We start from the raw sequence: 21,138 nt of genomic DNA, 5'->3' as shown, positions 1-21,138 counted from the left end.
ACCCTGTGCTTACGATCTACAACACGCTCACCAAGAGCAAAGAAGTCTTCAAGCCGCTGGATGGCAACAAGGTGCGCATGTACGTGTGCGGCATGACCGTGTACGACTACTGCCACCTGGGCCACGGCCGCAGCATGGTCGCCTTCGACCTGGTGACCCGCTGGCTGCGTTTCAGCGGTTATGACCTGACGTATGTGCGCAACATCACCGACATCGACGACAAGATCATCAACCGCGCCAACGAGAACGGCGAGTCGTTCGAGGCGTTGACCGAGCGCATGATCGCGGCGATGCACGAGGACGAGGCGCGCCTCAATATCCTCAAGCCGGACATGGAGCCGCGGGCCACCGATCATATCCCTGGCATGCACGCGATGATCCAGACCCTGATCGACAAGGGTTATGCCTACGCACCGGGCAATGGCGACGTGTACTACCGCGTCGGCAAGTTCATGGGCTACGGCAAGTTGTCGCGCAAGAAGATCGAAGACCTGCGCATCGGCGCGCGGATCGAAGTCGGCGAGTCGAAACAGGACCCGCTGGATTTCGTCTTGTGGAAAGCCGCCAAGCCGGGTGAGCCGAGCTGGGATTCACCGTGGGGCAAGGGCCGTCCGGGCTGGCACATCGAATGCTCGGTGATGTCCACCTGCTGCCTGGGCGAGACCTTCGACATTCATGGCGGCGGTAGCGACCTGGAGTTCCCGCACCACGAGAACGAGATCGCCCAGAGCGAAGCGGCCACCGGCAAGACCTACGCCAACGCGTGGATGCACTGCGGCATGATCCGGATCAACGGCGAGAAGATGTCCAAGTCCTTGAACAACTTCTTCACCATCCGCGACGTACTCGACAAGTACCACCCCGAAGTCGTGCGTTACCTGCTGGTGTCGAGCCACTACCGCAGCGCCATCAACTACTCGGAAGACAACCTCAAGGATGCCAAGGGCGCCCTGGAGCGTTTCTACCACGCGTTGAAAGGTCTGCCGAACGTGCCGGCCGCCGGTGGCGAGGCGTTCGTGGCGCGGTTTACCGACGTGATGAACGACGACTTCGGTACGCCGGAAGCGTGCGCGGTGCTGTTCGAGATGGTGCGCGAGATCAACCGCCTGCGTGAGAGCGATCTCAATGCGGCGGCGGGCCTGGCGGCGCGCTTGAAGGAACTGGCCAGCGTCCTGGGCGTGTTGCAGCTTGAGGCGGACGACTTCCTCCAGGCCGGCGCCGAAGGCCGTGTGGACGCTGCCGAGGTCGAGGCATTGATCCAGGCGCGCCTGAACGCGCGGGCCAACAAGGACTGGGCCGAATCCGACCGCATCCGCGACCAGCTCACCGCCATGGGCGTGGTGCTGGAAGACGGCAAGGGCGGGACGACCTGGCGTTTGGCTGACTGAAGCCTCCGACACCTCGCAACACCCTGTGGGAAGGGATGTACTTCGGTGCGGGATCACCCCGGAACAATGTGGGAGCGGGCTTGCTCGCGAATGCGGTGTATCAGTCAAAGTGATGTTGATTGTAGTGACGCTTTCGCGAGCAAGCCCGCTCCCACACAGATCAGGGTGAATTTTTGATACTGGATTCACCCGGAACAGTGTGGGAGCGGGCTTGCTCGCGATGGCGTCAGGTCAGTCAGCATCTTCGTTGAATGCTGAACCGCTATCGCGAGCAGGCTCGCTCCCACGGAGATCGGGGATGTACGTGGGCGCTAGGTTCACCCCGGAACAGTGTGGGAGCGAGCCTGCTCGCGATGGCGTCAGATCAGTCAACACCTTCGTTGAATGCTGAACCGCTATCGTAAGCAAGCCCGCTCCCACAATTTTTTGCGTACAGCCCACCGATCTTTCTTTTATGAGCTAGTACTGTCAGGTCGATTCGACGTTCTCTCTGACGGGTACCTTCCATGTTGGCTCATTGGTCTCTCGCGGCAATTCATCTTCTGGCGTTCGCCCTCGGCTTGTGGGCAGTGCTCACGCGCGGCACGGCGTTGCGACGCCTGGCCGGTGGCGCGGATGCGGTTCGAAACGTATTGATGGCGGATAACGTATGGGGCCTGTCGGCTCTGGTCCTGCTGGTGACCGGAGGGATGCGCGCTTTCGGCGGCTATGAAAAGGGCTCGGACTATTACCTGCATCAGCCGCTGTTCCACCTGAAGATGACCTTGCTCCTGCTGATCCTGCTGCTTGAACTCGTACCGATGATCACCTTGATCAAATGGCGGGTGGCGCTGGGCAAAGGGACGACGATCGATGCTTCAAGGGCCGGTCGCCTGGCCCGGATCAGCCACATCGAAGCCTTGCTGCTGATGTTGATGGTGATCGCCGCCACTGGCATGGCCCGGGGCGTGAGCTTCGGCTGACCAGCACGAATGCGCGCTTCACCGCCATTAAAACGAAACGTCCGACAGCCATGCTACGAGTCATGGCATTAATATCGGTTTCACGGGCTGGACGGATAAAGCAGGGGCGGGGTGATGCGGGGAGAGGCACGGGCGGCCTGAATCTTTAGCCAGCCATTGCGACGATGCAAACGGGCTGGCTACGGACCGCTGCAAAGCTCAGGGAGTTTGCGGTTTGTCGGGGGCAGTCAGGCCCGCCTGAATGCGCTGATAGATCTCTTCGCGATGCACGGCGACGTTTTTCGGGGCATTGATGCCGATCCGGACCTGTTGGCCGCTAACGCCCAGAATGGTGATCGTGATGTCGTCACCAATGTTTATGCTTTCACCGACTTTGCGGGTGAGTATCAGCATGGTGTTCTCCTTGATTACTTTATTAGGGCACCTGATTCAGACAGTGCAGATGTCGGTACTGCTTATAGATTAGTGCTAAGTGTCACAATGTGGGTGCCTCTTTCTGACGTGCAGATGCAGCATTAATTCCCAGGGTGCGACTATACAGAGAGACCGGGCAGGATTCTCGTGTTTTGCGTACTGTTTGCGGGGTTCTTGGTGGATGTGAGTGCTAAAATCCTTCCCTCATGTCTTCCAGAGGAAACGTTGTGCGCAAATTGGCTTGGGTTATCGCGGTGTTGATGCTGGCGGGATGTGGCGAGGGACGAGAGGCCGAAGCACCGAAGCCGAAGCCGTCCGCGACCTCCACGCCGGCAGTCGCTGCTGCACCGCAATGGGGGGTCGAGGTTCGGGGCGAGACGCCGCAGGCTGTCAGCGACCTGACCGGATGGCTGATCGAGCACAGCTTCATGTCGAGCGTAGTCCGGGAAAACGGCAAGGAACGGGTTCTGGTCGGACCGTTCACCTCCAGGGCCGAGGCCGAAGCCAAGCAGGAGCAGGTCACTGCCGCCCTGGTGCGGGCCAAAAAGCGCAACATCGAGACGCAGGTGGTGGATTTCCCGACGGCTCAATGATCGGATAGCACAAACCCTGTGGGAGCGAGCCTGCTCGCGATAGCGGTGAATCAGTCGATGCAGAAGTAGCTGACATACCGCTATCGCGAGCAGGCTCGCTCCCACAGTTATTTGTGCTGTTCACAAAGGCAAGGTCAGCCGCAGGCTTTCAGATCCACCGGGCCCACGAACTCGTTTCCACGTCCCATCACACAGGCCACGCTCTGGTTGCGCTGGCGCTCCCAGCTTTCCACCGGGTAGGTCTTGTTCCAGGCTTCGTACAGGCGTCGGTCCTGTTTCGAAAGCCGCAGGCCATATTGCTTGCTCATGTAGAAATACGTTCGGGCGATCATGCCCCGGATGGAAGGGCGGGGCATGACTTTCTTTGCCTTGAAATCCACCTGGGTCAGGCATGAGCCGTACTGGCCCTTCTGCACTGGCAGCCAGCCAAAACTGAAGTTGTTCCGATCACCATTCACTTCCCCGATGCTTGGCACCAGATTGTGAAGGTCGGCTTCGGCCCGTTGATAGACCGGGTCGTAGCGGGTGCAGTTCTTGCGCCCGCCTTTTTGCCAGCACTGACGCTGATGACCGATCTGCCACGCCGGAACGATATGTTCCCACTCGATACGGGCTGCGCGACTGGCGTTCTTGCGAGGTACATAACCGCAGGCCGCCAGGTTGACGCGATTGCCGGTGTACTTGCAGCCGCAATAGAACTCGGTGGATTGCGGGGCGTAGAGTTTCCAGGCGACTTTCTTGGCTTCGCTGAAGGTACGAGGGGCCCCGGCCTGGGCGCCTGCGGCGATGAGCACAAGCAGTAAAGCAACACAGCGGACTTTCATCGGACTCAATCTTCCTTTGGCACAACCCAGAAAACCTGCACACCACCATCGTCGCGATAGGCGAGGGTCACGTTGTCGTTCTCGTCGATTTCTTCCAGCAGGCGCTCCCATTCCTCCATGGGCTCGTCGGGAAGGCGAAAGATCAGGGCTGCCTTGGCTTTTTGTGCGGTAGGGGCGTTGATGATTTTCGAGACCCGCAGGCCGAGTTTTGTATAGGAATCTAAGGGGGTAGTTGCAGCGGAGGGCGTGGCCACAGGGTTATCCTTATTAAGCTGTACGTACATACAGTATTTAACCGTAGGCATTTACGCAACTGCTTAAAATTCAAGAAAATCGTCTGACAGCGCTTTTGACGTTTTGATGTGGGAAAAATGATTATTTATTCGCTGGGACGGAAAAGCTGACAGCGGTGACTTCGGGTATCCTGCTCAACCCGATGGGTTCGAGGCGATGGCATGATCCAGGTCCGTTCGAACACAACCGCAACGTTGACAAATCCCCAAAGCCTTACCATAGTTCACTTCACGCAAACGTTTGCGCGGCATTCCGTGCACTGATTTGCTCACAATAATCATAAGATCGGAGTGAACCCATGAAGTTGCCATTCGCTGGACGCCTTCTCGCTGTCGCCATGCTCGCGGCCGCATCCACTGCATTGCCGTTCTCCTCGGCATTCGCCCAGGCCGCTGAAAAGCCCAAGGTCGCCCTGGTCATGAAATCCCTGGCCAACGAATTCTTCCTGACCATGGAAGACGGCGCCAAGGCCTATCAGAAGGAACACTCCGCCGATTTCGACCTGATCTCCAACGGGATCAAGGATGAAACCGACACCGCCAACCAGATCCGCATCGTCGAGCAGATGATCGTGTCCAAGGTCGATGCCCTCATCATCGCGCCCGCCGACTCCAAGGCCATGGTGCCGGTGATCAAGAAAGCCGTCGACGCCGGTATCACGGTGATCAACATCGACAACCAGCTCGACCCCGCCGTGGTCAAGAGCAAGAACATCAATGTGCCGTTCGTAGGCCCGGACAACCGCAAGGGTGCGCGCCTGGTCGGTGAATACCTGGCCAAGCAACTCAAGGCCGGTGACGAGGTCGGCATCATCGAAGGCGTGTCCACCACCACCAATGCCCAGGCACGCACCGCGGGCTTCAAGGATGCAATGGAAGCGGCGCAGGTCAAGGTCGTTTCCCTGCAATCGGGCGATTGGGAAATCAACAAGGGCAACCAGGTGGCCGCGTCGATGCTCAGCGAATATCCGAACATCAAGGCGTTGCTGGCCGGTAACGACAGCATGGCGCTGGGCGCGGTGTCCGCCGTGCGCGCCGCTGGCAAAGCTGGCAAGGTGCAAGTGGTCGGCTACGACAACATCAATGCCATCAAACCGATGCTCAAGGACGGTCGTGTCCTGGCGACCGCCGACCAGTTTGCCGCCAAGCAGGCGGTCTTCGGTATCGAGACGGCCCTGAAGATCCTCAAGGGCGAGAAAGTCGACAGCGGTGCCAACGGCGTGATCGAAACGCCGGTCGAGCTGGTTACGAAGTAATCGTCCTGGCGATGTAGTGGCGCTCGCCCATCCGGGCGAGCGCATGGAGAGTCTTTATGTCCGTTTTCGACCCGAACGCTGTGCTGACTGTCAGTGGCATCGGTAAAACCTATGCCCAGCCGGTACTGACCGACATCGACCTGACGTTGATGCGCGGTGAAGTGCTGGCACTGACCGGTGAAAATGGCGCCGGTAAAAGTACCCTGTCCAAGATCATCGGTGGGCTGGTGACACCGACGACCGGGCAGATGCAATTCCAGGGACAGGACTATCGCCCGGGCAGCCGTACCCAGGCTGAAGAGCTGGGCGTGCGGATGGTGATGCAGGAACTCAACCTGCTGCCGACCCTGTCCGTGGCCGAAAACCTGTTCCTCGACAACCTGCCCAGCCGCGGCGGCTGGATCAGCCGCAAGCAGTTGCGCAAGGCCGCCATGGAAGCCATGGCCCAGGTGGGGCTCGACGCAATCGATCCCGACACCCTGGTCGGCGAGCTGGGCATCGGTCACCAGCAGATGGTCGAGATCGCCCGTAACCTGATTGGCGATTGTCATGTGCTGATTCTCGACGAACCGACCGCCATGCTGACGGCGCGCGAGGTCGAGATGTTGTTCGAACAGATCACTCGCCTGCAGGCTCGGGGCGTTTCGATCATCTATATTTCCCATCGCCTCGAAGAACTGGCACGGGTCGCCCAGCGCATTGCGGTGCTGCGCGACGGTAACCTGGTGTGCGTCGAGCCGATAGCCAATTACAACAGCGAGCAACTGGTGACGTTGATGGTCGGTCGGGAGCTGGGCGAGCACATCGACCTGGGCCCGCGGCAGATCGGCGCGCCGGCCCTGACCGTCCAAGGCCTGAGCCGTTCCGACAAGGTCCGCGATGTGTCCTTCGAAGTCCGCAGTGGCGAGATATTCGGCATCTCCGGCCTGATCGGGGCAGGGCGCACCGAACTGCTGCGGCTGATCTTCGGTGCCGATGCGGCCGACAGCGGCACCGTGGCGCTGGGTTCGCCGGCCACCGTCGCCAACATCCGTTCGCCAGCCGATGCGGTGGCCCATGGCATTGCCTTGATCACCGAGGACCGCAAGGGCGAGGGGCTGCTGTTGACCCAATCCATTGCCGCCAACATTGCCTTGGGTAACATGCCGGAGATTTCCAGTGCCGGTGTCGTCAACAGCAATGACGAGCTGTCCCTGGCTCGGCGGCAGATCGATGCCATGCGCATCCGCAGTTCCAGCCCGACACAGCTGGTGTCCGAGCTGTCGGGCGGCAATCAGCAGAAGGTGGTGATCGGCCGCTGGCTCGAACGCGATTGCTCGGTGCTGTTGTTCGACGAGCCGACCCGTGGTATCGACGTCGGCGCGAAATTCGACATCTATGCGCTGCTCGGCGAATTGACCCGCCAGGGCAAGGCGCTGGTCGTGGTGTCCAGCGACCTGCGGGAATTGATGCTGATCTGTGACCGGATCGGCGTGCTGTCCGCCGGCCGCCTGATCGACACCTTCGAGCGCGACAGCTGGACCCAGGATGACTTGCTTGCCGCCGCATTCGCCGGCTACCAGAAACGTGACGCGTTGCTCAACGAAGCGGCGCCTAGGGAATTTTCATGAAAACCGCATCTGCCGTCAGCAAGCCGAGTGGCAACTTCTATGGCCTCGGTACCTACCTGGGCCTGGCCGGCGCGCTGCTGGCCATGGTCGCGCTGTTCTCGGTCCTGAGCAGCCACTTCCTCTCCTATGACACGTTCAGCACCCTGGCGAACCAGATCCCCGACCTCATGGTGCTGGCGGTCGGCATGACGTTCATCCTGATCATCGGCGGCATCGACCTGTCGGTGGGCTCGGTGCTGGCGCTGGCGGCGTCGACGGTCAGCGTCGCAGTGCTCGGCTGGGGCTGGAGCGTCTGGCCATCGGCCTTGCTGGGCATGGCCGTGGCGGCGCTGGCGGGGACCGTTACCGGGTCGATTACCGTGGCGTGGCGGATTCCATCGTTCATCGTCTCCCTTGGCGTGCTGGAAATGGCCCGTGGCCTCGCGTACCAGATGACCGGGTCCCGGACGGCTTATATCGGCGACTCCTTCGCCTGGTTGTCCAACCCGATAGCATTCGGTATTTCACCGTCCTTCATCATTGCCTTGCTGGTGATCTTCATTGCCCAGGCCGTGCTGACCCGTACGGTGTTCGGTCGATACCTGATCGGCATCGGCACCAACGAAGAAGCGGTGCGCCTGGCCGGTATCAATCCGAAACCCTACAAGATCCTGGTATTCAGCCTGATGGGCTTGCTGGCCGGCGTGGCGGCGCTGTTCCAGATTTCCCGCCTGGAGGCGGCGGACCCGAACGCGGGTTCCGGGCTCGAGCTGCAAGTCATCGCCGCCGTGGTGATCGGTGGTACCAGCCTGATGGGCGGGCGCGGTTCGGTCATCAGTACCTTCTTTGGCGTGTTGATCATCTCCGTGCTGGCGGCGGGCCTGGCGCAGATCGGCGCCACCGAACCGACCAAGCGCATCATTACCGGCGCAGTGATCGTGGTCGCGGTGGTACTGGATACCTACCGCAGCCAGCGCGCCAGCCGGCGGTCCTGAGCCATGGCGACGATCAAGGATGTAGCAGCGCTCGCGGGGATTTCCTACACGACGGTGTCCCATGTCGTGAACAAGACCCGGCCGGTCAGCGAAGAGGTACGGCTCAAGGTCGAGGCGGCGATCCTGCGTCTCGACTATGTACCCAGCGCGGTGGCCCGTTCGCTCAAGGCCAAGACCACGGCGACCATTGGCCTGCTGGTGCCCAACAGCCTCAACCCTTACTTTGCCGAGCTGGCCCGGGGCATCGAGGATTACTGCGAGCGCAACGGTTATTGCGTGATCCTGTGCAACTCCGACGACAACCCGGACAAGCAGCGCAGTTACCTGCGGGTGCTGCTGGAAAAACGTATTGATGGCCTGATCGTCGCTTCCGCCGGTGGCGATGTCGGCCTGGCGCAAGGCTTGAAGGGTGTGCGCACGCCCATGGTCATCGTCGACCGGGGGCTGGACGGCGTGGACGTGGACCTGGTGCGCATCGATCACGAATACGGCGCATACCTGGCAACCCGACACCTGCTGGAGCTGGGGCACCGCGACATCGCCTTTATCGGTGGGCCGGCGGATACCAGCGTGGCGCAGATGCGTCTGGCCGGTTACTGCCGTGCACTGAAAGAGGCGGGGATCGAGTTGCCTGCCGAGCGTATGCTCGAAAGCGATTTCACCAGCACCGGCGGCTACCGCGCCGCAGCCGAGTTGCTTGAACATCAGCCACCCAGCGCGATTTTTGCGGCCAACGACATGATCGGCATCGGTGTGCTGCGAGCTGCCGCCGAGCGCAATGTGCGGGTGCCCAGCGAGCTGTCGGTCATCGGTTTCGACGACATCCAGATGAGCCGCTATGTCTACCCGGCGCTGACCACTGTGGGGCAATCGATCCTGCAACTTGGCGAGATGGCGGCAGAGGTCTTGTTGCGGCGGATCGCCACGCCCGGGCTGGTCACTGATCAACGGATCGTGACGCCCAGCATTGTCTTGCGGGAGTCGACCGCGCCGCTGTCCGGCGCATTCGCCCAATACCGCTGAACCGAATGGATGAGTAGTGACGTATGTCTGCAAAAGTAGTGGTAATAGGCAGCCTGAACATGGACCTGGTGACGCGTGCGCCGCGTCTGCCCCGGGGCGGTGAAACGCTGATCGGCGAGTCGTTCTCCACCATTGCGGGGGGCAAGGGTGCCAACCAGGCGGTGGCTGCCGCGCGCCTGGGGGCGCAGGTGTCCATGGTCGGCTGCGTGGGCAGCGATGCCTATGGCCAGGAGTTGCGAGGCGCGCTGCTGGCCGAAGGCATCGATTGCCAGGCCGTCAGCGTCGTGGAGGGGGCCAGCGGCGTGGCGCTGATCGTGGTCGATGACAACAGCCAGAATGCGATTGTCATCGTCGCCGGTGCCAATGGTGCGCTCACGCCCGAGGTCCTGGACGGTTTCGACAAGGCGCTGCAAGACGCCGATGTCATCATCTGCCAGCTTGAAGTGCCCGACGCCACGGTCGGCCATGCGCTCAAGCGCGGTCGCGAACTGGGCAAGATAGTCATCCTCAACCCGGCACCGGCTTCCCGGGCGCTTCCGGCCGACTGGTACGCATGTGTCGACTACCTGATTCCCAATGAAAGCGAAGCCGCCATGCTGAGTGGGCTGGCGGTGGATTCCCTGGAGACCGCCGAAGCGGCCGCGGCGCAGTTGATCGCCTCCGGTGCCGGCAAAGTGGTCGTGACGTTGGGCGCCCAGGGGCTGATGTTCGCCAATGGCTCGAGTTTCGAACACTTCCCGGCGCCTCGGGTCAAGGCTGTGGACACCACGGCGGCGGGGGATACCTTTGTCGGTGGCTTCGCGGCGGCCCTGGCCAATGGAAAAAACGAGGTCGACGCGATTCGTTTCGGTCAGGTTGCCGCCGCGCTGTCGGTCACCCGCATCGGGGCCCAGCCCTCCATCCCCACGTTGCTGGAAGTACAGGCTTTCCAATCATGAAAAAGACACCCTTGCTGAATGTGGCCCTCTCACGACTGATCGCCTCCCTCGGTCATGGCGATAAGGTGGTCATTGGTGACGCCGGGCTGCCGGTCCCTCCCGGGGTCGAGCTGATCGACCTGGCCCTGACCCACGGCATCCCGGATTTCGTCAGTACCCTGAAAGTGGTGCTCAGCGAAATGCAGGTGGAAAGCCATGTGCTGGCCACTGAAATCTTCGATAAACAACCGGCGGCCCTGTCGACGCTCGAGTCGTTGCAGGCCGAAGGTGCAATGGGGACGCGGGAGTTGGTCAGTCATGAGCAATTCAAGGTCCTCAGCCGACAAGCTCGAGCGATTATTCGCACAGGAGAATGCTCTCCGTACTGCAACGTTGTGCTGATTGCTGGAGTAACCTTCTAAAACCCCGCACAAGGAGTGCACCATGCACCGCTATGCTCAGAAAATGCACCAACTGTTCCGGAGTCTGCTGCTGTTGTCACTGATCACCGCTACGAGCGCCCAGGCGGCGGAAAAAATCGATCTGATCATCGACACCGATCCCGGGGCCGACGACGTGGTCGCCTTGTTGTTCGCCCTGGCATCCCCTGAAGAACTGCAGATCCGCGCGCTGACCACCGTTGCCGGCAACGTGCGCCTGGACAAGACCTCTCGCAACGCTCGCCTGGCCCGGGAATGGGCTGGGCGCGAAGAGGTGCCGGTGTACGCCGGTGCGCCGAAGCCGATGATGCGCACGCCGATCTACGCGGAAAACATCCATGGCAAGGAAGGCCTGTCGGGTGTCACCGTCCATGAGCCGAAAAAGGGGCTGGCCAAGGGCAACGCCGTCAACTACCTGATCGACACCCTCAAGGCGGCCAAGCCCCACAGCATCACCATTGCCATGCTCGGTCCGCAGACCAACCTGGCCCTGGCGCTGATCCAGGAGCCGGACATTGTCCAGGGCATCAAGGAAGTGGTGATCATGGGCGGTGCGCACTTCAATGGCGGGAACATCACGCCGGTGGCTGAATTCAATCTGTTCGCCGACCCGCAGGCGGCCGAGGTGGTCGCCAAAAGCGGTGTGAAGCTGACCTACCTGCCGCTGGACGTGACCCACAAGATCCTCACCAGCGAAGCCCGCCTCAAGCAGATCGCGGCCGTGAACAACAATGCCAGCAAGCTGGTCGGCGATATTCTCAACGAGTACGTCAAAGGCGATATGGAGCACTACGGCATGTCGGGCGGGCCGGTGCATGACGCGACAGTGATTGCCTACCTGCTCAAGCCGCAGCTGTTCACCGGTCGCTCGGTCAATGTCGTGGTGGACAGCCGCGAGGGACCGACCTTCGGACAGACCATCGTTGACTGGTACGACGGCCTGAAGGCGCCCAAGAACGCATTCTGGGTGGAAAACGGCGATGCCCAGGGCTTCTTCGACCTGTTGACCGAGCGTCTGGCACGTCTCAAGTAATCCGCCCCAAGCACAAGACCTGTGGGAGCGAGCCTGCTCGCGATAGGATCTTCAGCCGACAATAAATGTTGGCTGGTCCGCCGCCATCGCGAGCAAGCTCGGCTCCCACCGGTTCCAGGTGTTGCCTCACTTCACGGCGTCGATGACGCTCGGGTAGCGTTCGAATGCCTGCTGGATGAAGTTCCGGGCCACCTCCGTCCCCAGTTCCTTCACCAACAGCTCTATACCGATGATTGCCAGTTCTTCGGGGCTGCCAGGGCTATAGGAGCTGTGGCCCTCCGACCATTTGGCCTTGATGGTGGCTTCGATGCTGATGATGCTCATGGCAGGACTCGCGGGTTGGGAGGTCTTAGGCTCTGTACGAAAAGTCTTGAGACGAAGGTCAGGCAAGGCGAAAACAGCCGAGGAACGCCCGGGGTCGCGTCCGACTGTACTGGAGTACATGGGCATTCCGAGGCTGTTTTCAACGCAGCATGAACGAGTCTCAAGGCTTTTCGTACAGAGGCTAGGTTGAGTTAACCACTTTTGCCCTGGGTTTGGCACTGCGACTTAGGCATCAGGGGAGGGCTGTGCGACACTTGTTTTTTGATTGCTCAAGGAGCCCCTGCCGTGCAGATCGATTTGAACGCGCCTGACGGGCTGACCCTCGACGCCGTTCGCCAGTTGCTGGCATCGGCCAGCGATGACGAACACACCCAATTGCGCGTGACCAAGGGCGGTATCGCCTACCTGTCTTCGGGCGTGGTGGGAGGAACCGACATCGATGGTCTTCTGTTTCGACTTGAGACGTGGGCAAAGGGCTCGGGTTATGTCGGACGAGTCGCTGCCAGTGACGAGGTCTGGGTGATGCAGATCTACAACGCCCTGAAAGACAATTGGCCGAATCCGCCCTTCGACTACATTGATGTTTATTGAGCGCTGAACATATTCAGTCACGATTCATGTCTGACCAGCGGTGTCGGGCTCAGGCAAACTGCCGGCTTTCCAGGTAGAAGAGCGGGGTGGTGGCCCTTCTACTGAAACCAAGCTTCGTTTGGGTTGTCGCACGCTCTCTGTTTATTGATCAACGAAAGGAGGCTTCATGCCTTGGAAGCTCGCGTCATTGAGTATTTTGCTGGCCGCCGGGTTCTTGCACGGTTGCAGCAGCAGCGCTGAATCGTCCCCTGATCCGGTTGCCGCCGAGACCCATTACGACCGCTGCGAAGCGAAGGCCGCCGAGTTTGCCATCGGTAAACAGGCCTCGCCGCAATTGCTGGAACAGGCCCGCACCCGTTCCGGCGCGCAGATTGCCCGGATTCTCAAGCCCAACGACATGGTGACGCTCGAGTACCGCTCCGATCGCCTGAATCTCAATACCGACGCCAACCTGGTGGTCAATCGGGTGAACTGCGGCTGAGTCGCAGTTTTCAACCGCCCATAAAAAACCCCGTCACATGGACGGGGTTTTTTTAGCGCGCCGAGAAATTACTCTGGGCGAACTTGTGCAGCTTGCATACCCTTTTGGCCTTTCTCAGCCACGAAGGAAACAGTCTGGCCTTCTTTCAGGCTTTTGAAACCGTCGCTTTCGATAGCTTTGAAGTGTACGAACAGGTCGTCACCGCCACCTTGAGGAGTGATGAAGCCGAAGCCTTTTTCATCGTTGAACCATTTAACGGTGCCGGTTTGGCGATTAGACATGGTGTATCTCCAAGAAACATATATTTTCAGTAGTGCTGTGCTGCTCAGGCCAACTGGGCACACCTGGGTATCATAGTCGAAATGTTCGATTTGGGAGCCCCCCGGACGTGCTGTTTGCCGAACAGTCGTCTTTTCTTTACCGCCTTATCTGGCTGAAAGCCCCGTTTTTAAAGGCTTTCAGCCGAAAGTAAAGGCGATAAAAAAAGCTGTAAAACCTGCAAAATTCGTCTGAAAAAAGGCAAAATCGGGGTTTTTCATGGGCTCAAGACGGTCCTGAAAGGCCTGTCCGCTCATTTTTTCTTCGAAGGATCGGCCTTGCATTTGGCGATCTGTCCGAGTGCTTTCTGCTGCAATTCCATAGGCGCCTTGTTGTCCATCAGGGCCTGGATGTCGGCGGCCGGGTAGGACTTGATCGCATCAGCGCCACAGGCGCAGTGGGATTTGGCCGCCGCGGCGCCGATCTGGGGCGTGGCCGCCTGAGTGCACTGGGCCATGTATTTCTCACGCTCGCCTTTTGGCCAGTCGGCGTGGGCGGTCAGCGGGAGCAGCAGGGCGAAGGGGGCGACTGCTGCCAATAACGTGTTCAGACGCATGCTGGGATGCTCCTTTGGGTCGATGTCTTGTTATCAGAGGTGTTGCGGGGCGTTCAGTTCAGCACTCTGGCATAAAAACCCGGGGTTTACGCTTGGTGCCGAGCAGGGCTTGTGGGAGCAAAGCTTGCTCGCGGTAGTAGCGCGGGCGGGCCTGAAACATTGTGGTCGGCTGTTATACCTGATCGCGAGCAAGCTTTGCTCCCACAGGCTGCAATTGGAGCGCAGCGATGACCGTTCATCTGTGCTAGCATGCCGGGCTCGGGTATTTTCAGGCACCGGATGACACAGGTCCCGGCAGCGGCAAATGTTCGAATAACCCTGATTTGAATCCCAGTCACTCTGGTTCGGTTTCCCGGTTGGCCGCAAGGCTCCTGCCGCTGTAAGGCAGGCGTTCATGATTGAATGGCCTGGACTGGATCTTGTACTGGCTCATCCCAACCCACGTGACCTTTGGTAGGGGTCACCACTAGGAGAGGAGGCGCCATGCCAACTATTACTCTTCCCGACGGCAGTCAACGTTCATTCGATCATCCGGTATCCGTAGCCGAGGTCGCCGCATCCATCGGCGCAGGCCTGGCCAAGGCCACCCTGGCCGGCAAGGTCAACGGCAAGCTGGTGGATGCCAGTGATGTCATCGACAGCGACGCCACGCTGCAAATCATCACCCCCAAGGATGAAGAGGGACTGGAGATCATTCGCCACTCCTGCGCGCACCTGGTCGGCCATGCGGTCAAGCAGTTGTACCCGAGCGCGAAGATGGTCATCGGGCCGGTCATCGACGAAGGCTTCTATTACGACATCGCCTTCGAGCGTCCTTTTACCCCGGACGACATGGCCGCCATCGAACAGCGCATGCAGCAGCTGATCGAGAAAGATTACGACGTCATCAAGAAAGTCACCCCGCGCGCCGAAGTCATCGAAGTCTTCAAGGCCCGTGGCGAGGACTATAAGCTGCGTCTGGTGGAAGACATGCCGGACGAGCAGGCCATGGGCCTGTACTACCACGAAGAATACGTCGACATGTGCCGCGGTCCGCACGTGCCGAATACCCGTTTCCTGAAGTCCTTCAAGCTGACCAAGCTGTCCGGCGCCTACTGGCGCGGCGACGCGAAGAACGAGCAGTTGCAGCGCGTCTACGGCACTGCCTGGGCTGACAAGAAGCAGCTGGCGGCCTACATCCAGCGCATCGAGGAAGCCGAGAAACGCGATCACCGCAAGATCGGCAAGCGCCTGGGCCTGTTCCACACCCAGGAAGAATCCCCGGGCATGGTGTTCTGGCACCCGAACGGCTGGACGATGTACCAGGTGCTCGAGCAATACATGCGTCAGGTCCAGCGTGAAAACGGCTATCTGGAAATCAAGACGCCGCAAGTGGTGGACCGCAGCCTGTGGGAGAAATCCGGGCACTGGGCCAACTACGCCGACAACATGTTCACCACCCAGTCGGAAAACCGCGACTACGCCATCAAGCCGATGAACTGCCCATGCCACGTGCAGGTGTTCAACCAGGGCCTGAAAAGCTACCGCGAGCTGCCGATGCGCCTGGCCGAGTTCGGTGCGTGCCACCGCAACGAGCCGTCGGGTGCACTGCACGGCATCATGCGCGTGCGTGCGTTTACCCAGGACGATGCCCACATCTTCTGCACCGAAGAGCAGATGCAGGCCGAATCCGCCGCATTCATCAAGCTGACCATGGACGTCTACCGGGACTTCGGCTTCACCGACGTCGAGATGAAGCTGTCCACTCGTCCGGAAAAACGCGTGGGCTCCGACGAGCTGTGGGATCGCGCCGAAGCCGCACTGGCGGCCGCCCTCGATAGCGCGGGCCTTGCGTACGACCTGCAGCCAGGCGAGGGGGCTTTCTACGGTCCGAAGATCGAATTCTCCCTGAAAGATTGTCTGGGTCGCGTCTGGCAATGTGGTACCTTGCAGCTCGATTTCAACCTGCCGATCCGTCTGGGCGCCGAATACGTGTCCGAAGACAACAGTCGCAAGCACCCGGTCATGCTTCACCGCGCGATCCTCGGTTCCTTCGAGCGCTTCGTCGGGATTCTGATCGAGCATTACGAGGGCGCGTTCCCCGCGTGGCTGGCGCCGACCCAGGCAGTGATCATGAATATCACTGATAAACAGGCAGATTTTGCCGCCGAGGTCGAAAAAACTCTCAACCAAAGCGGATTTCGTGCCAAGTCTGACTTGAGAAATGAAAAGATCGGCTTTAAAATCCGCGAGCATACTTTGCTCAAGGTTCCCTTTCTCTTGGTTATTGGAGATCGGGAGGTCGAGATGCAGACTGTCGCTGTGCGTACTCGTGAAGGTGCTGACCTGGGCTCGATGCCCGTCGCCGAATTCGCCGAGTTCCTCGCGCAAGCGGTTTCCCGGCGTGGTCGCCCAGATTCGGAGTAATTATTATTAAGCGTGAAATGAGACAAGATAAACGAGCTGCACCGAAGGCCCCGATCAACGAGAATATCTCGGCACGCGAGGTTCGGTTAATTGGCGCTGACGGCGAGCAGATTGGCATCGTCTCGATTGATGAAGCGCTTCGTATTGCTGAAGAAGCCAAGCTTGATCTGGTGGAAATTTCCGCAGACGCAGTCCCACCGGTTTGCCGGGTGATGGACTACGGCAAGTCGATCTTCGAGAAGAAGAAGCAGATTGCCGCGGCGAAGAAAAACCAGAAGCAGATTCAGGTAAAAGAAATCAAGTTTCGTCCAGGGACGGAGGAAGGGGATTACCAGGTAAAACTGCGCAACCTGGTACGTTTCCTGAGTGACGGGGACAGGGCCAAGGTATCCTTGCGATTCCGCGGCCGTGAGATGGCCCACCAGGAGCTGGGGATGGAACTCCTCAAGCGGGTTGAACAAGACCTGCTCGAGTACGGTTCGGTCGAACAGCATCCTAAGATGGAAGGACGCCAGCTGATCATGGTCATCGCCCCGAAAAAGAAGAAGTAATCACCAGGGCACGGCAGGCCTTGCGATTATGTTTATCAACTGAATGCGGAGTATCCGAACATGCCAAAGATGAAAACCAAAAGTGGTGCTGCCAAGCGGTTTCTGAAAACTGCTAACGGCATCAAGCACAAGCACGCTTTCAAGAGCCACATCCTGACCAAAATGTCGACCAAGCGTAAGCGTCAACTGCGCGGTAGCAGCTTGCTGCATCCGTCTGACGTGGCAAAAGTCGAGCGCATGCTGCGCCTTCGTTAATTTTTGGATCAAGAATAGAGGAAGTAACTCATGGCTCGTGTAAAGCGTGGCGTCATTGCCCGTAAGCGTCACAAGAAAATTATGAAACTTGCTAAAGGCTACTACGGTGCGCGTTCCCGCGTATTCCGTGTTGCCAAGCAAGCCGTAATCAAGGCAGGCCAATACGCCTACCGTGACCGTCGTCAGAAAAAACGTCAGTTCCGCGCTCTGTGGATCGCTCGTATCAATGCTGGTGCTCGTATCAACGGTCTGTCCTACAGCCGTTTGATCGCTGGCCTGAAAAAGGCGTCCATCGAGATCGACCGTAAGGTTCTGGCTGATCTGGCAGTGAACGAAAAAGCGGCGTTTGCTGCGATTGTCGAGAAAGCTAAAGCCACCTTGGCTTAAGTACCCCCGGCAGTCACCAGGGTCCACCTCTGTGGGCCCAGGTGTTAAACGTCATAAATAGGGGAAGAGCCTTAAAGCTCTTCCCCTATTTTGTATCTGGAGTCTGTACATGGAAAACCTGGATGCGCTGGTCTCTCAAGCACTAGAGGCTGTGCAAAGCGCTGAAGATATCAATGCCCTGGAGCAAATCCGGGTTCACTACCTTGGCAAGAAGGGCGAGTTGACCCAGGTGATGAAGACCCTGGGGAACCTGCCGGCCGAAGAGCGTCCGCAGGTCGGTGCGCTGATCAACGTCGCCAAGGAACGTGTCACAGAAGTCCTCAATGCGCGCAAGGCGTTGTTCGAGGAGGCGGATCTGGCTGCCAAGCTCGCCGCCGAGTCCATCGATGTGACCCTGCCTGGCCGTGGCCAGACCTCCGGCGGCCTGCATCCGGTGACCCGGACCCTGGAGCGCGTCGAGCAGTTCTTCACCCGCATCGGCTACGGCATCGCCGAGGGCCCTGAGGTCGAAGACGACTACCACAACTTCGAAGCGCTCAACATCCCAGGCCATCACCCGGCCCGGTCGATGCACGACACCTTCTATTTCAACGCGAACATGCTGTTGCGCACCCATACCTCGCCGGTACAGGTCCGCACCATGGAATCGAAAAAGCCGCCGATCCGCATCGTCTGCCCAGGCCGTGTGTACCGTAGCGACTCGGATATCACCCACTCGCCGATGTTCCACCAGGTCGAAGGCCTGCTGGTCGATCGCGACATCAATTTCGCCGACCTCAAAGGCACCATCGAAGAGTTCCTGCGGGTGTTCTTCGAGAAAGAACTGGCCGTGCGTTTCCGCCCTTCGTACTTCCCATTTACCGAGCCATCGGCTGAAGTCGACATGGAATGCGTGATGTGCAGCGGTAAGGGCTGCCGGGTCTGCAAGCAGACTGGCTGGCTGGAAGTCATGGGCTGCGGCATGGTTCACCCGAACGTGCTGCGCATGTCCGGGATCGATCCGGAAGAGTTCTCGGGGTTTGCTTTCGGCATGGGCGTCGAGCGTCTGGCCATGCTGCGTTACGGTGTGAATGACTTGCGCCTGTTCTTCGACAACGACTTGCGGTTCCTTGCGCAATTTCGCTAGGTCGCGGGTCCGTAACGAATCTATTAGGAGAGCAGGATGAAATTCAGTGAACAGTGGCTGCGCGGCTGGGTCAGCCCGCAGGTAAGCCGGGACGAGCTGGTTGCTCGCCTGTCGATGGCCGGTCTTGAGGTCGATAGCGTGACGCCGGCCGCCGGTGAATTCAGCGGTGTGGTGGTGGGCGAGGTGCTGAGCACCGAACAACACCCGGACGCTGACAAATTGCGGGTTTGCCAGGTCAGCAATGGCGGGGAAACCTTTCAGGTGGTCTGCGGCGCGCCAAACGTGCGCCCGGGCTTGAAGATCCCGTTCGCGATGATCGGCGCCGAGCTGCCAGGCGACTTCAAGATCAAGAAGGCCAAGCTGCGTGGCGTCGAGTCCAACGGCATGTTGTGCTCCCAGGCCGAACTGCAGATCGGCGAAGGCAACGATGGCCTGATGGAACTCCCGTCCGATGCGCCGGTGGGCCAGGACATTCGTGAATACCTGGGCCTGGACGATGCCAGCATCGAGGTCGACCTGACGCCGAACCGTGGCGATTGCCTGTCCCTGGCCGGTCTGGCCCGTGAAGTGGGTGCCTTGTATGACACTCAGGTGACTCGCCCAACGGTCGCGCCGGTTCCGGCAGTGCATGACGAAGTGCGTTCGGTCGAGGTGCTGGCACCCACCGCATGCCCGCGTTACCTGGGTCGGGTGATCCGCAACGTCGACCTGTCGAAGCCGACACCTTTGTGGATGGTCGAGCGCCTGCGTCGCGCCGACGTGCGCAGCATCGATGCTGCCGTCGACATCACCAACTACGTGATGCTGGAGCTGGGTCAACCCCTGCACGCATTCGATCTCGCTGAAATCAATGGCGGCATTCGCGTGCGCATGGCCGAGGAGGGCGAGAAGCTGGTCCTGCTCGACGGCCAGGAAGTCACCCTGAGCGGCGATACCCTGGTGATCGCCGACCACTCCCGCGCCCTGGCCATTGCCGGCGTAATGGGCGGCGAGCACAGCGGCGTTTCCACGTCGACTCGCGACGTATTCCTCGAAAGCGCCTTCTTCGACCAGATCGCCGTCGCCGGCAAGGCCCGCTCCTATGGCCTGCACACCGATGCCTCGCACCGCTACGAGCGGGGCGTGGACTGGCAACTGGCCCGTGAAGCCATGGAGCGCGCCACCGGCCTGCTGCTGGAAATCACCGGCGGCGAAGCCGGCCCGATCATCGAAACCGTCAGTGACCAGCACCTGCCCAAGATTGCACCGGTCACGCTGCGTGCCCAACGCATTTCCCAGATGCTGGGCATGGACATGGATGCCGCCGAAGTCGAGCGTTTGCTCAGCGCCTTGGGCCTGAGCATCAGTGCCGATGGAGCAGGGCAGTGGCGCGTCGAAGTGCCAAGTCATCGTTTCGACATCAGCCTGGAAGTCGACCTGATCGAAGAGCTGGCCCGCCTTTACGGCTACAACCGTCTGCCGGTTCGCTACCCGCAGGCTCGCCTGGCCCCACAGGCCAAGGCCGAAGCCCGCAGCGACTTGCCGGAACTGCGCCGCTTGCTGGTGGCTCGTGGGTACCAGGAAGCGATCACCTACAGCTTCATCGATCCGCGCCAGTCCGAACTGTTCAACTCGGGCGTCGAGCCGCTGTTGCTGGCCAATCCGATCTCCAACGACATGGCGGCCATGCGCTCGTCCCTGTGGCCTGGCCTGGTCAAGTCGCTGCAGCACAACCTGAACCGTCAGCAAGACCGCGTGCGCCTGTTCGAAAGCGGCCTGCGCTTCGTCGGTCAACTGGACGGCCTGAAGCAGGAGCCGATGCTCGCCGGCGTTGTCTGCGGCAGTCGCCTGCCGGAAGGCTGGGCGCAAGGTCGCGATGTCGTCGACTTCTTCGACGTCAAGGCTGACGTCGAAGCGGTACTCGGCTTCGCCGGTGCGCTTGACGCATTCACCTTCGTGCCGGGCAAGCATCCAGCCCTGCATCCGGGGCAGACCGCGCGCATCGAGCGAGACGGGCGTGAAGTCGGCTATGTCGGCGCGATTCACCCTGAACTGTCGAAAACCCTGGGCCTCGATCGCCCGGTGTTCGTCTTCGAGCTGGTTCTGGCCGAAGTGGCACTGGGGAAAATGCCGAAATTCCAGGAGTTATCGCGCTTTCCTGAAGTGCGCCGTGACCTGGCGTTGCTGGCTGACCGCGACGTTGCTTCCAGCGCTGTGCTGGACGTAATCCGTGAAAATGCAGGCGAATGGCTGACGGACCTCAGGCTATTTGACGTGTATCAGGGTAAAGGCATTGATCCGCATAGAAAAAGCCTTGCAGTCGGCTTGACCTGGCAGCATCCATCGCGCACTCTTAATGACGATGAGGTGAATACCGCAACGCAGAATATCCTCACCTCGCTCGAAAACAGGTTGAACGCCACGTTAAGGAAGTGAC

General features: G+C 59.9%; 24 protein-coding genes. 18 read left to right on the top strand and 6 right to left on the bottom strand.

Annotated features, from left to right (window positions below; all coding sequences use genetic code 11):
- Nucleotides 1-5: 5 nt before the first annotated feature.
- On the top strand, nucleotides 6-1,388 hold the full coding sequence (gene cysS / locus LOY35_RS18555) for a cysteine--tRNA ligase (RefSeq protein ID WP_258625541.1): 1,383 nt from the start codon (nucleotides 6-8) through the stop codon (nucleotides 1,386-1,388).
- Nucleotides 1,389-1,894: 506 nt separating this feature from the next.
- Entirely contained in the window at nucleotides 1,895-2,350 is a 456-nt protein-coding gene (locus tag LOY35_RS18550; RefSeq protein WP_047700655.1) for a DUF2214 family protein, read from the top strand.
- Between the two features lie 198 nt (nucleotides 2,351-2,548).
- On the opposite strand, the gene csrA is transcribed toward LOY35_RS18550, so the two are convergent.
- Nucleotides 2,549-2,743 (bottom strand): carbon storage regulator CsrA, encoded by a 195-nt coding sequence (gene csrA / locus LOY35_RS18545; protein WP_003179932.1) that lies wholly within the window; start codon nucleotides 2,741-2,743, stop codon nucleotides 2,549-2,551.
- Nucleotides 2,744-2,991: 248 nt separating this feature from the next.
- On the opposite strand from csrA, the gene LOY35_RS18540 reads away from it, so the two are divergent.
- Entirely contained in the window at nucleotides 2,992-3,357 is a 366-nt protein-coding gene (locus LOY35_RS18540) for an SPOR domain-containing protein (protein WP_258625538.1), read from the top strand.
- Nucleotides 3,358-3,491: 134 nt separating this feature from the next.
- Here the strand turns inward: LOY35_RS18540 and LOY35_RS18535 are convergent, their stop codons facing one another.
- Both LOY35_RS18535 and LOY35_RS18530 read right to left on the bottom strand, forming a co-directional pair.
- Nucleotides 3,492-4,181 (bottom strand): endonuclease I family protein, encoded by a 690-nt coding sequence (locus LOY35_RS18535; RefSeq protein WP_258625537.1) that lies wholly within the window; start codon nucleotides 4,179-4,181, stop codon nucleotides 3,492-3,494.
- Nucleotides 4,182-4,186: 5 nt separating this feature from the next.
- The gene (locus tag LOY35_RS18530; RefSeq protein WP_258625536.1) at nucleotides 4,187-4,486 is read right to left on the bottom strand and encodes a DUF1654 domain-containing protein; all 300 of its coding nucleotides are present in this window, start codon (nucleotides 4,484-4,486) and stop codon (nucleotides 4,187-4,189) included.
- Between the two features lie 287 nt (nucleotides 4,487-4,773).
- Here LOY35_RS18530 and LOY35_RS18525 point away from each other — a divergent pair, with 287 nt between their 5' ends.
- The 7 genes from LOY35_RS18525 to LOY35_RS18495 are packed head-to-tail and all read left to right on the top strand — an operon-like array spanning nucleotide 4,774 to nucleotide 11,727.
- The gene (locus LOY35_RS18525) at nucleotides 4,774-5,730 is read left to right on the top strand and encodes a sugar ABC transporter substrate-binding protein (protein ID WP_258625534.1); all 957 of its coding nucleotides are present in this window, start codon (nucleotides 4,774-4,776) and stop codon (nucleotides 5,728-5,730) included.
- A 56-nt stretch (nucleotides 5,731-5,786) separates the two neighbouring features.
- Nucleotides 5,787-7,340, top strand: coding sequence for a sugar ABC transporter ATP-binding protein (locus LOY35_RS18520; RefSeq protein WP_258625532.1), 1,554 nt, complete (start codon nucleotides 5,787-5,789; stop codon nucleotides 7,338-7,340).
- A complete protein-coding gene (locus LOY35_RS18515) occupies nucleotides 7,337-8,314 on the top strand; it encodes an ABC transporter permease (RefSeq protein ID WP_041024377.1) in 978 nt (325 codons plus the stop codon). Before LOY35_RS18520 ends, LOY35_RS18515 begins: the two co-directional genes overlap by 4 nt.
- A gap of 3 nt (nucleotides 8,315-8,317) precedes the next feature.
- Nucleotides 8,318-9,337, top strand: a complete 1,020-nt coding sequence (locus LOY35_RS18510) for a LacI family DNA-binding transcriptional regulator (protein WP_258625531.1) — start codon at nucleotides 8,318-8,320, stop codon at nucleotides 9,335-9,337.
- A 23-nt stretch (nucleotides 9,338-9,360) separates the two neighbouring features.
- Nucleotides 9,361-10,275, top strand: a complete 915-nt coding sequence (gene rbsK / locus LOY35_RS18505) for a ribokinase (protein ID WP_258625529.1) — start codon at nucleotides 9,361-9,363, stop codon at nucleotides 10,273-10,275.
- Nucleotides 10,272-10,676, top strand: coding sequence for a D-ribose pyranase (gene rbsD, locus LOY35_RS18500; protein WP_258625527.1), 405 nt, complete (start codon nucleotides 10,272-10,274; stop codon nucleotides 10,674-10,676). The genes rbsK and rbsD overlap by 4 nt, the downstream gene beginning before the upstream one ends.
- A gap of 22 nt (nucleotides 10,677-10,698) precedes the next feature.
- Complete coding sequence (locus LOY35_RS18495; protein WP_258625526.1) at nucleotides 10,699-11,727, top strand: nucleoside hydrolase; 1,029 nt, start codon at nucleotides 10,699-10,701, stop codon at nucleotides 11,725-11,727.
- 126 nt (nucleotides 11,728-11,853) lie between these two features.
- On the opposite strand, the gene LOY35_RS18490 is transcribed toward LOY35_RS18495, so the two are convergent.
- On the bottom strand, nucleotides 11,854-12,051 hold the full coding sequence (locus LOY35_RS18490; RefSeq protein ID WP_258625521.1) for a hypothetical protein: 198 nt from the start codon (nucleotides 12,049-12,051) through the stop codon (nucleotides 11,854-11,856).
- A 285-nt stretch (nucleotides 12,052-12,336) separates the two neighbouring features.
- On the opposite strand from LOY35_RS18490, the gene LOY35_RS18485 reads away from it, so the two are divergent.
- Together LOY35_RS18485 and LOY35_RS18480 are read left to right on the top strand one after the other, a co-directional pair.
- Entirely contained in the window at nucleotides 12,337-12,642 is a 306-nt protein-coding gene (locus LOY35_RS18485; RefSeq protein WP_139644403.1) for a hypothetical protein, read from the top strand.
- 166 nt (nucleotides 12,643-12,808) lie between these two features.
- Nucleotides 12,809-13,123, top strand: a complete 315-nt coding sequence (locus LOY35_RS18480; protein ID WP_041024371.1) for an I78 family peptidase inhibitor — start codon at nucleotides 12,809-12,811, stop codon at nucleotides 13,121-13,123.
- Nucleotides 13,124-13,191: 68 nt separating this feature from the next.
- On the opposite strand, the gene LOY35_RS18475 is transcribed toward LOY35_RS18480, so the two are convergent.
- Nucleotides 13,192-13,404 (bottom strand): cold-shock protein, encoded by a 213-nt coding sequence (locus tag LOY35_RS18475; protein ID WP_003179963.1) that lies wholly within the window; start codon nucleotides 13,402-13,404, stop codon nucleotides 13,192-13,194.
- Between the two features lie 290 nt (nucleotides 13,405-13,694).
- Entirely contained in the window at nucleotides 13,695-13,997 is a 303-nt protein-coding gene (locus LOY35_RS18470; protein WP_258625518.1) for a hypothetical protein, read from the bottom strand.
- A 483-nt stretch (nucleotides 13,998-14,480) separates the two neighbouring features.
- Here LOY35_RS18470 and thrS point away from each other — a divergent pair, with 483 nt between their 5' ends.
- The 6 genes from thrS to pheT all read left to right on the top strand — a co-directional run bounded on the left by thrS (nucleotide 14,481) and on the right by pheT (nucleotide 21,137).
- Nucleotides 14,481-16,403 carry a threonine--tRNA ligase gene (thrS, locus tag LOY35_RS18465; RefSeq protein ID WP_258625516.1) on the top strand — a complete coding sequence of 641 codons (1,923 nt, stop codon included), beginning with the start codon at nucleotides 14,481-14,483 and terminating at the stop codon, nucleotides 16,401-16,403.
- Nucleotides 16,403-16,954, top strand: coding sequence for a translation initiation factor IF-3 (gene infC / locus LOY35_RS18460; protein WP_169432615.1), 552 nt, complete (start codon nucleotides 16,403-16,405; stop codon nucleotides 16,952-16,954). Before thrS ends, infC begins: the two co-directional genes overlap by 1 nt.
- Nucleotides 16,955-17,014: 60 nt before the next feature.
- The gene (rpmI, locus tag LOY35_RS18455; RefSeq protein WP_002553160.1) at nucleotides 17,015-17,209 is read left to right on the top strand and encodes a 50S ribosomal protein L35; all 195 of its coding nucleotides are present in this window, start codon (nucleotides 17,015-17,017) and stop codon (nucleotides 17,207-17,209) included.
- 30 nt (nucleotides 17,210-17,239) lie between these two features.
- Nucleotides 17,240-17,596, top strand: a complete 357-nt coding sequence (rplT, locus tag LOY35_RS18450) for a 50S ribosomal protein L20 (protein ID WP_041024369.1) — start codon at nucleotides 17,240-17,242, stop codon at nucleotides 17,594-17,596.
- Nucleotides 17,597-17,705: 109 nt separating this feature from the next.
- Complete coding sequence (gene pheS, locus LOY35_RS18445; RefSeq protein WP_139644397.1) at nucleotides 17,706-18,722, top strand: phenylalanine--tRNA ligase subunit alpha; 1,017 nt, start codon at nucleotides 17,706-17,708, stop codon at nucleotides 18,720-18,722.
- A gap of 36 nt (nucleotides 18,723-18,758) precedes the next feature.
- On the top strand, nucleotides 18,759-21,137 hold the full coding sequence (gene pheT, locus LOY35_RS18440; RefSeq protein ID WP_258625508.1) for a phenylalanine--tRNA ligase subunit beta: 2,379 nt from the start codon (nucleotides 18,759-18,761) through the stop codon (nucleotides 21,135-21,137).
- Nucleotide 21,138: the final 1 nt, after the last annotated feature.

Source organism: Pseudomonas sp. B21-028 (assembly GCF_024749045.1).
In the GTDB taxonomy this organism is placed as follows: Bacteria; Pseudomonadota; Gammaproteobacteria; order Pseudomonadales; family Pseudomonadaceae; genus Aquipseudomonas.
Note: the sequence above shows the minus strand (reverse complement) of the source record. Positions and strands in the feature narration are given on the sequence as shown.

What these genes read in the sequence shown, in the direction of transcription:
- LOY35_RS18495 (WP_258625526.1), top strand. Translation starts at nt 10,699, where the DNA reads ATGCACCGCTATGCTCAGAAAATGCACCAACTGTTCCGGAGTCTGCTG.
- pheT (WP_258625508.1), top strand. Translation starts at nt 18,759, where the DNA reads ATGAAATTCAGTGAACAGTGGCTGCGCGGCTGGGTCAGCCCGCAGGTA.
- LOY35_RS18475 (WP_003179963.1), bottom strand. Translation starts at nt 13,404, where the DNA reads ATGTCTAATCGCCAAACCGGCACCGTTAAATGGTTCAACGATGAAAAA.
- LOY35_RS18525 (WP_258625534.1), top strand. Translation starts at nt 4,774, where the DNA reads ATGAAGTTGCCATTCGCTGGACGCCTTCTCGCTGTCGCCATGCTCGCG.
- LOY35_RS18515 (WP_041024377.1), top strand. Translation starts at nt 7,337, where the DNA reads ATGAAAACCGCATCTGCCGTCAGCAAGCCGAGTGGCAACTTCTATGGC.
- LOY35_RS18470 (WP_258625518.1), bottom strand. Translation starts at nt 13,997, where the DNA reads ATGCGTCTGAACACGTTATTGGCAGCAGTCGCCCCCTTCGCCCTGCTG.
- pheS (WP_139644397.1), top strand. Translation starts at nt 17,706, where the DNA reads ATGGAAAACCTGGATGCGCTGGTCTCTCAAGCACTAGAGGCTGTGCAA.
- LOY35_RS18535 (WP_258625537.1), bottom strand. Translation starts at nt 4,181, where the DNA reads ATGAAAGTCCGCTGTGTTGCTTTACTGCTTGTGCTCATCGCCGCAGGC.
- thrS (WP_258625516.1), top strand. Translation starts at nt 14,481, where the DNA reads ATGCCAACTATTACTCTTCCCGACGGCAGTCAACGTTCATTCGATCAT.
- LOY35_RS18510 (WP_258625531.1), top strand. Translation starts at nt 8,318, where the DNA reads ATGGCGACGATCAAGGATGTAGCAGCGCTCGCGGGGATTTCCTACACG.
- rbsK (WP_258625529.1), top strand. Translation starts at nt 9,361, where the DNA reads ATGTCTGCAAAAGTAGTGGTAATAGGCAGCCTGAACATGGACCTGGTG.
- rplT (WP_041024369.1), top strand. Translation starts at nt 17,240, where the DNA reads ATGGCTCGTGTAAAGCGTGGCGTCATTGCCCGTAAGCGTCACAAGAAA.
- csrA (WP_003179932.1), bottom strand. Translation starts at nt 2,743, where the DNA reads ATGCTGATACTCACCCGCAAAGTCGGTGAAAGCATAAACATTGGTGAC.
- LOY35_RS18480 (WP_041024371.1), top strand. Translation starts at nt 12,809, where the DNA reads ATGCCTTGGAAGCTCGCGTCATTGAGTATTTTGCTGGCCGCCGGGTTC.
- LOY35_RS18490 (WP_258625521.1), bottom strand. Translation starts at nt 12,051, where the DNA reads ATGAGCATCATCAGCATCGAAGCCACCATCAAGGCCAAATGGTCGGAG.
- LOY35_RS18550 (WP_047700655.1), top strand. Translation starts at nt 1,895, where the DNA reads ATGTTGGCTCATTGGTCTCTCGCGGCAATTCATCTTCTGGCGTTCGCC.
- LOY35_RS18520 (WP_258625532.1), top strand. Translation starts at nt 5,787, where the DNA reads ATGTCCGTTTTCGACCCGAACGCTGTGCTGACTGTCAGTGGCATCGGT.
- rbsD (WP_258625527.1), top strand. Translation starts at nt 10,272, where the DNA reads ATGAAAAAGACACCCTTGCTGAATGTGGCCCTCTCACGACTGATCGCC.
- LOY35_RS18530 (WP_258625536.1), bottom strand. Translation starts at nt 4,486, where the DNA reads ATGCCTACGGTTAAATACTGTATGTACGTACAGCTTAATAAGGATAAC.
- rpmI (WP_002553160.1), top strand. Translation starts at nt 17,015, where the DNA reads ATGCCAAAGATGAAAACCAAAAGTGGTGCTGCCAAGCGGTTTCTGAAA.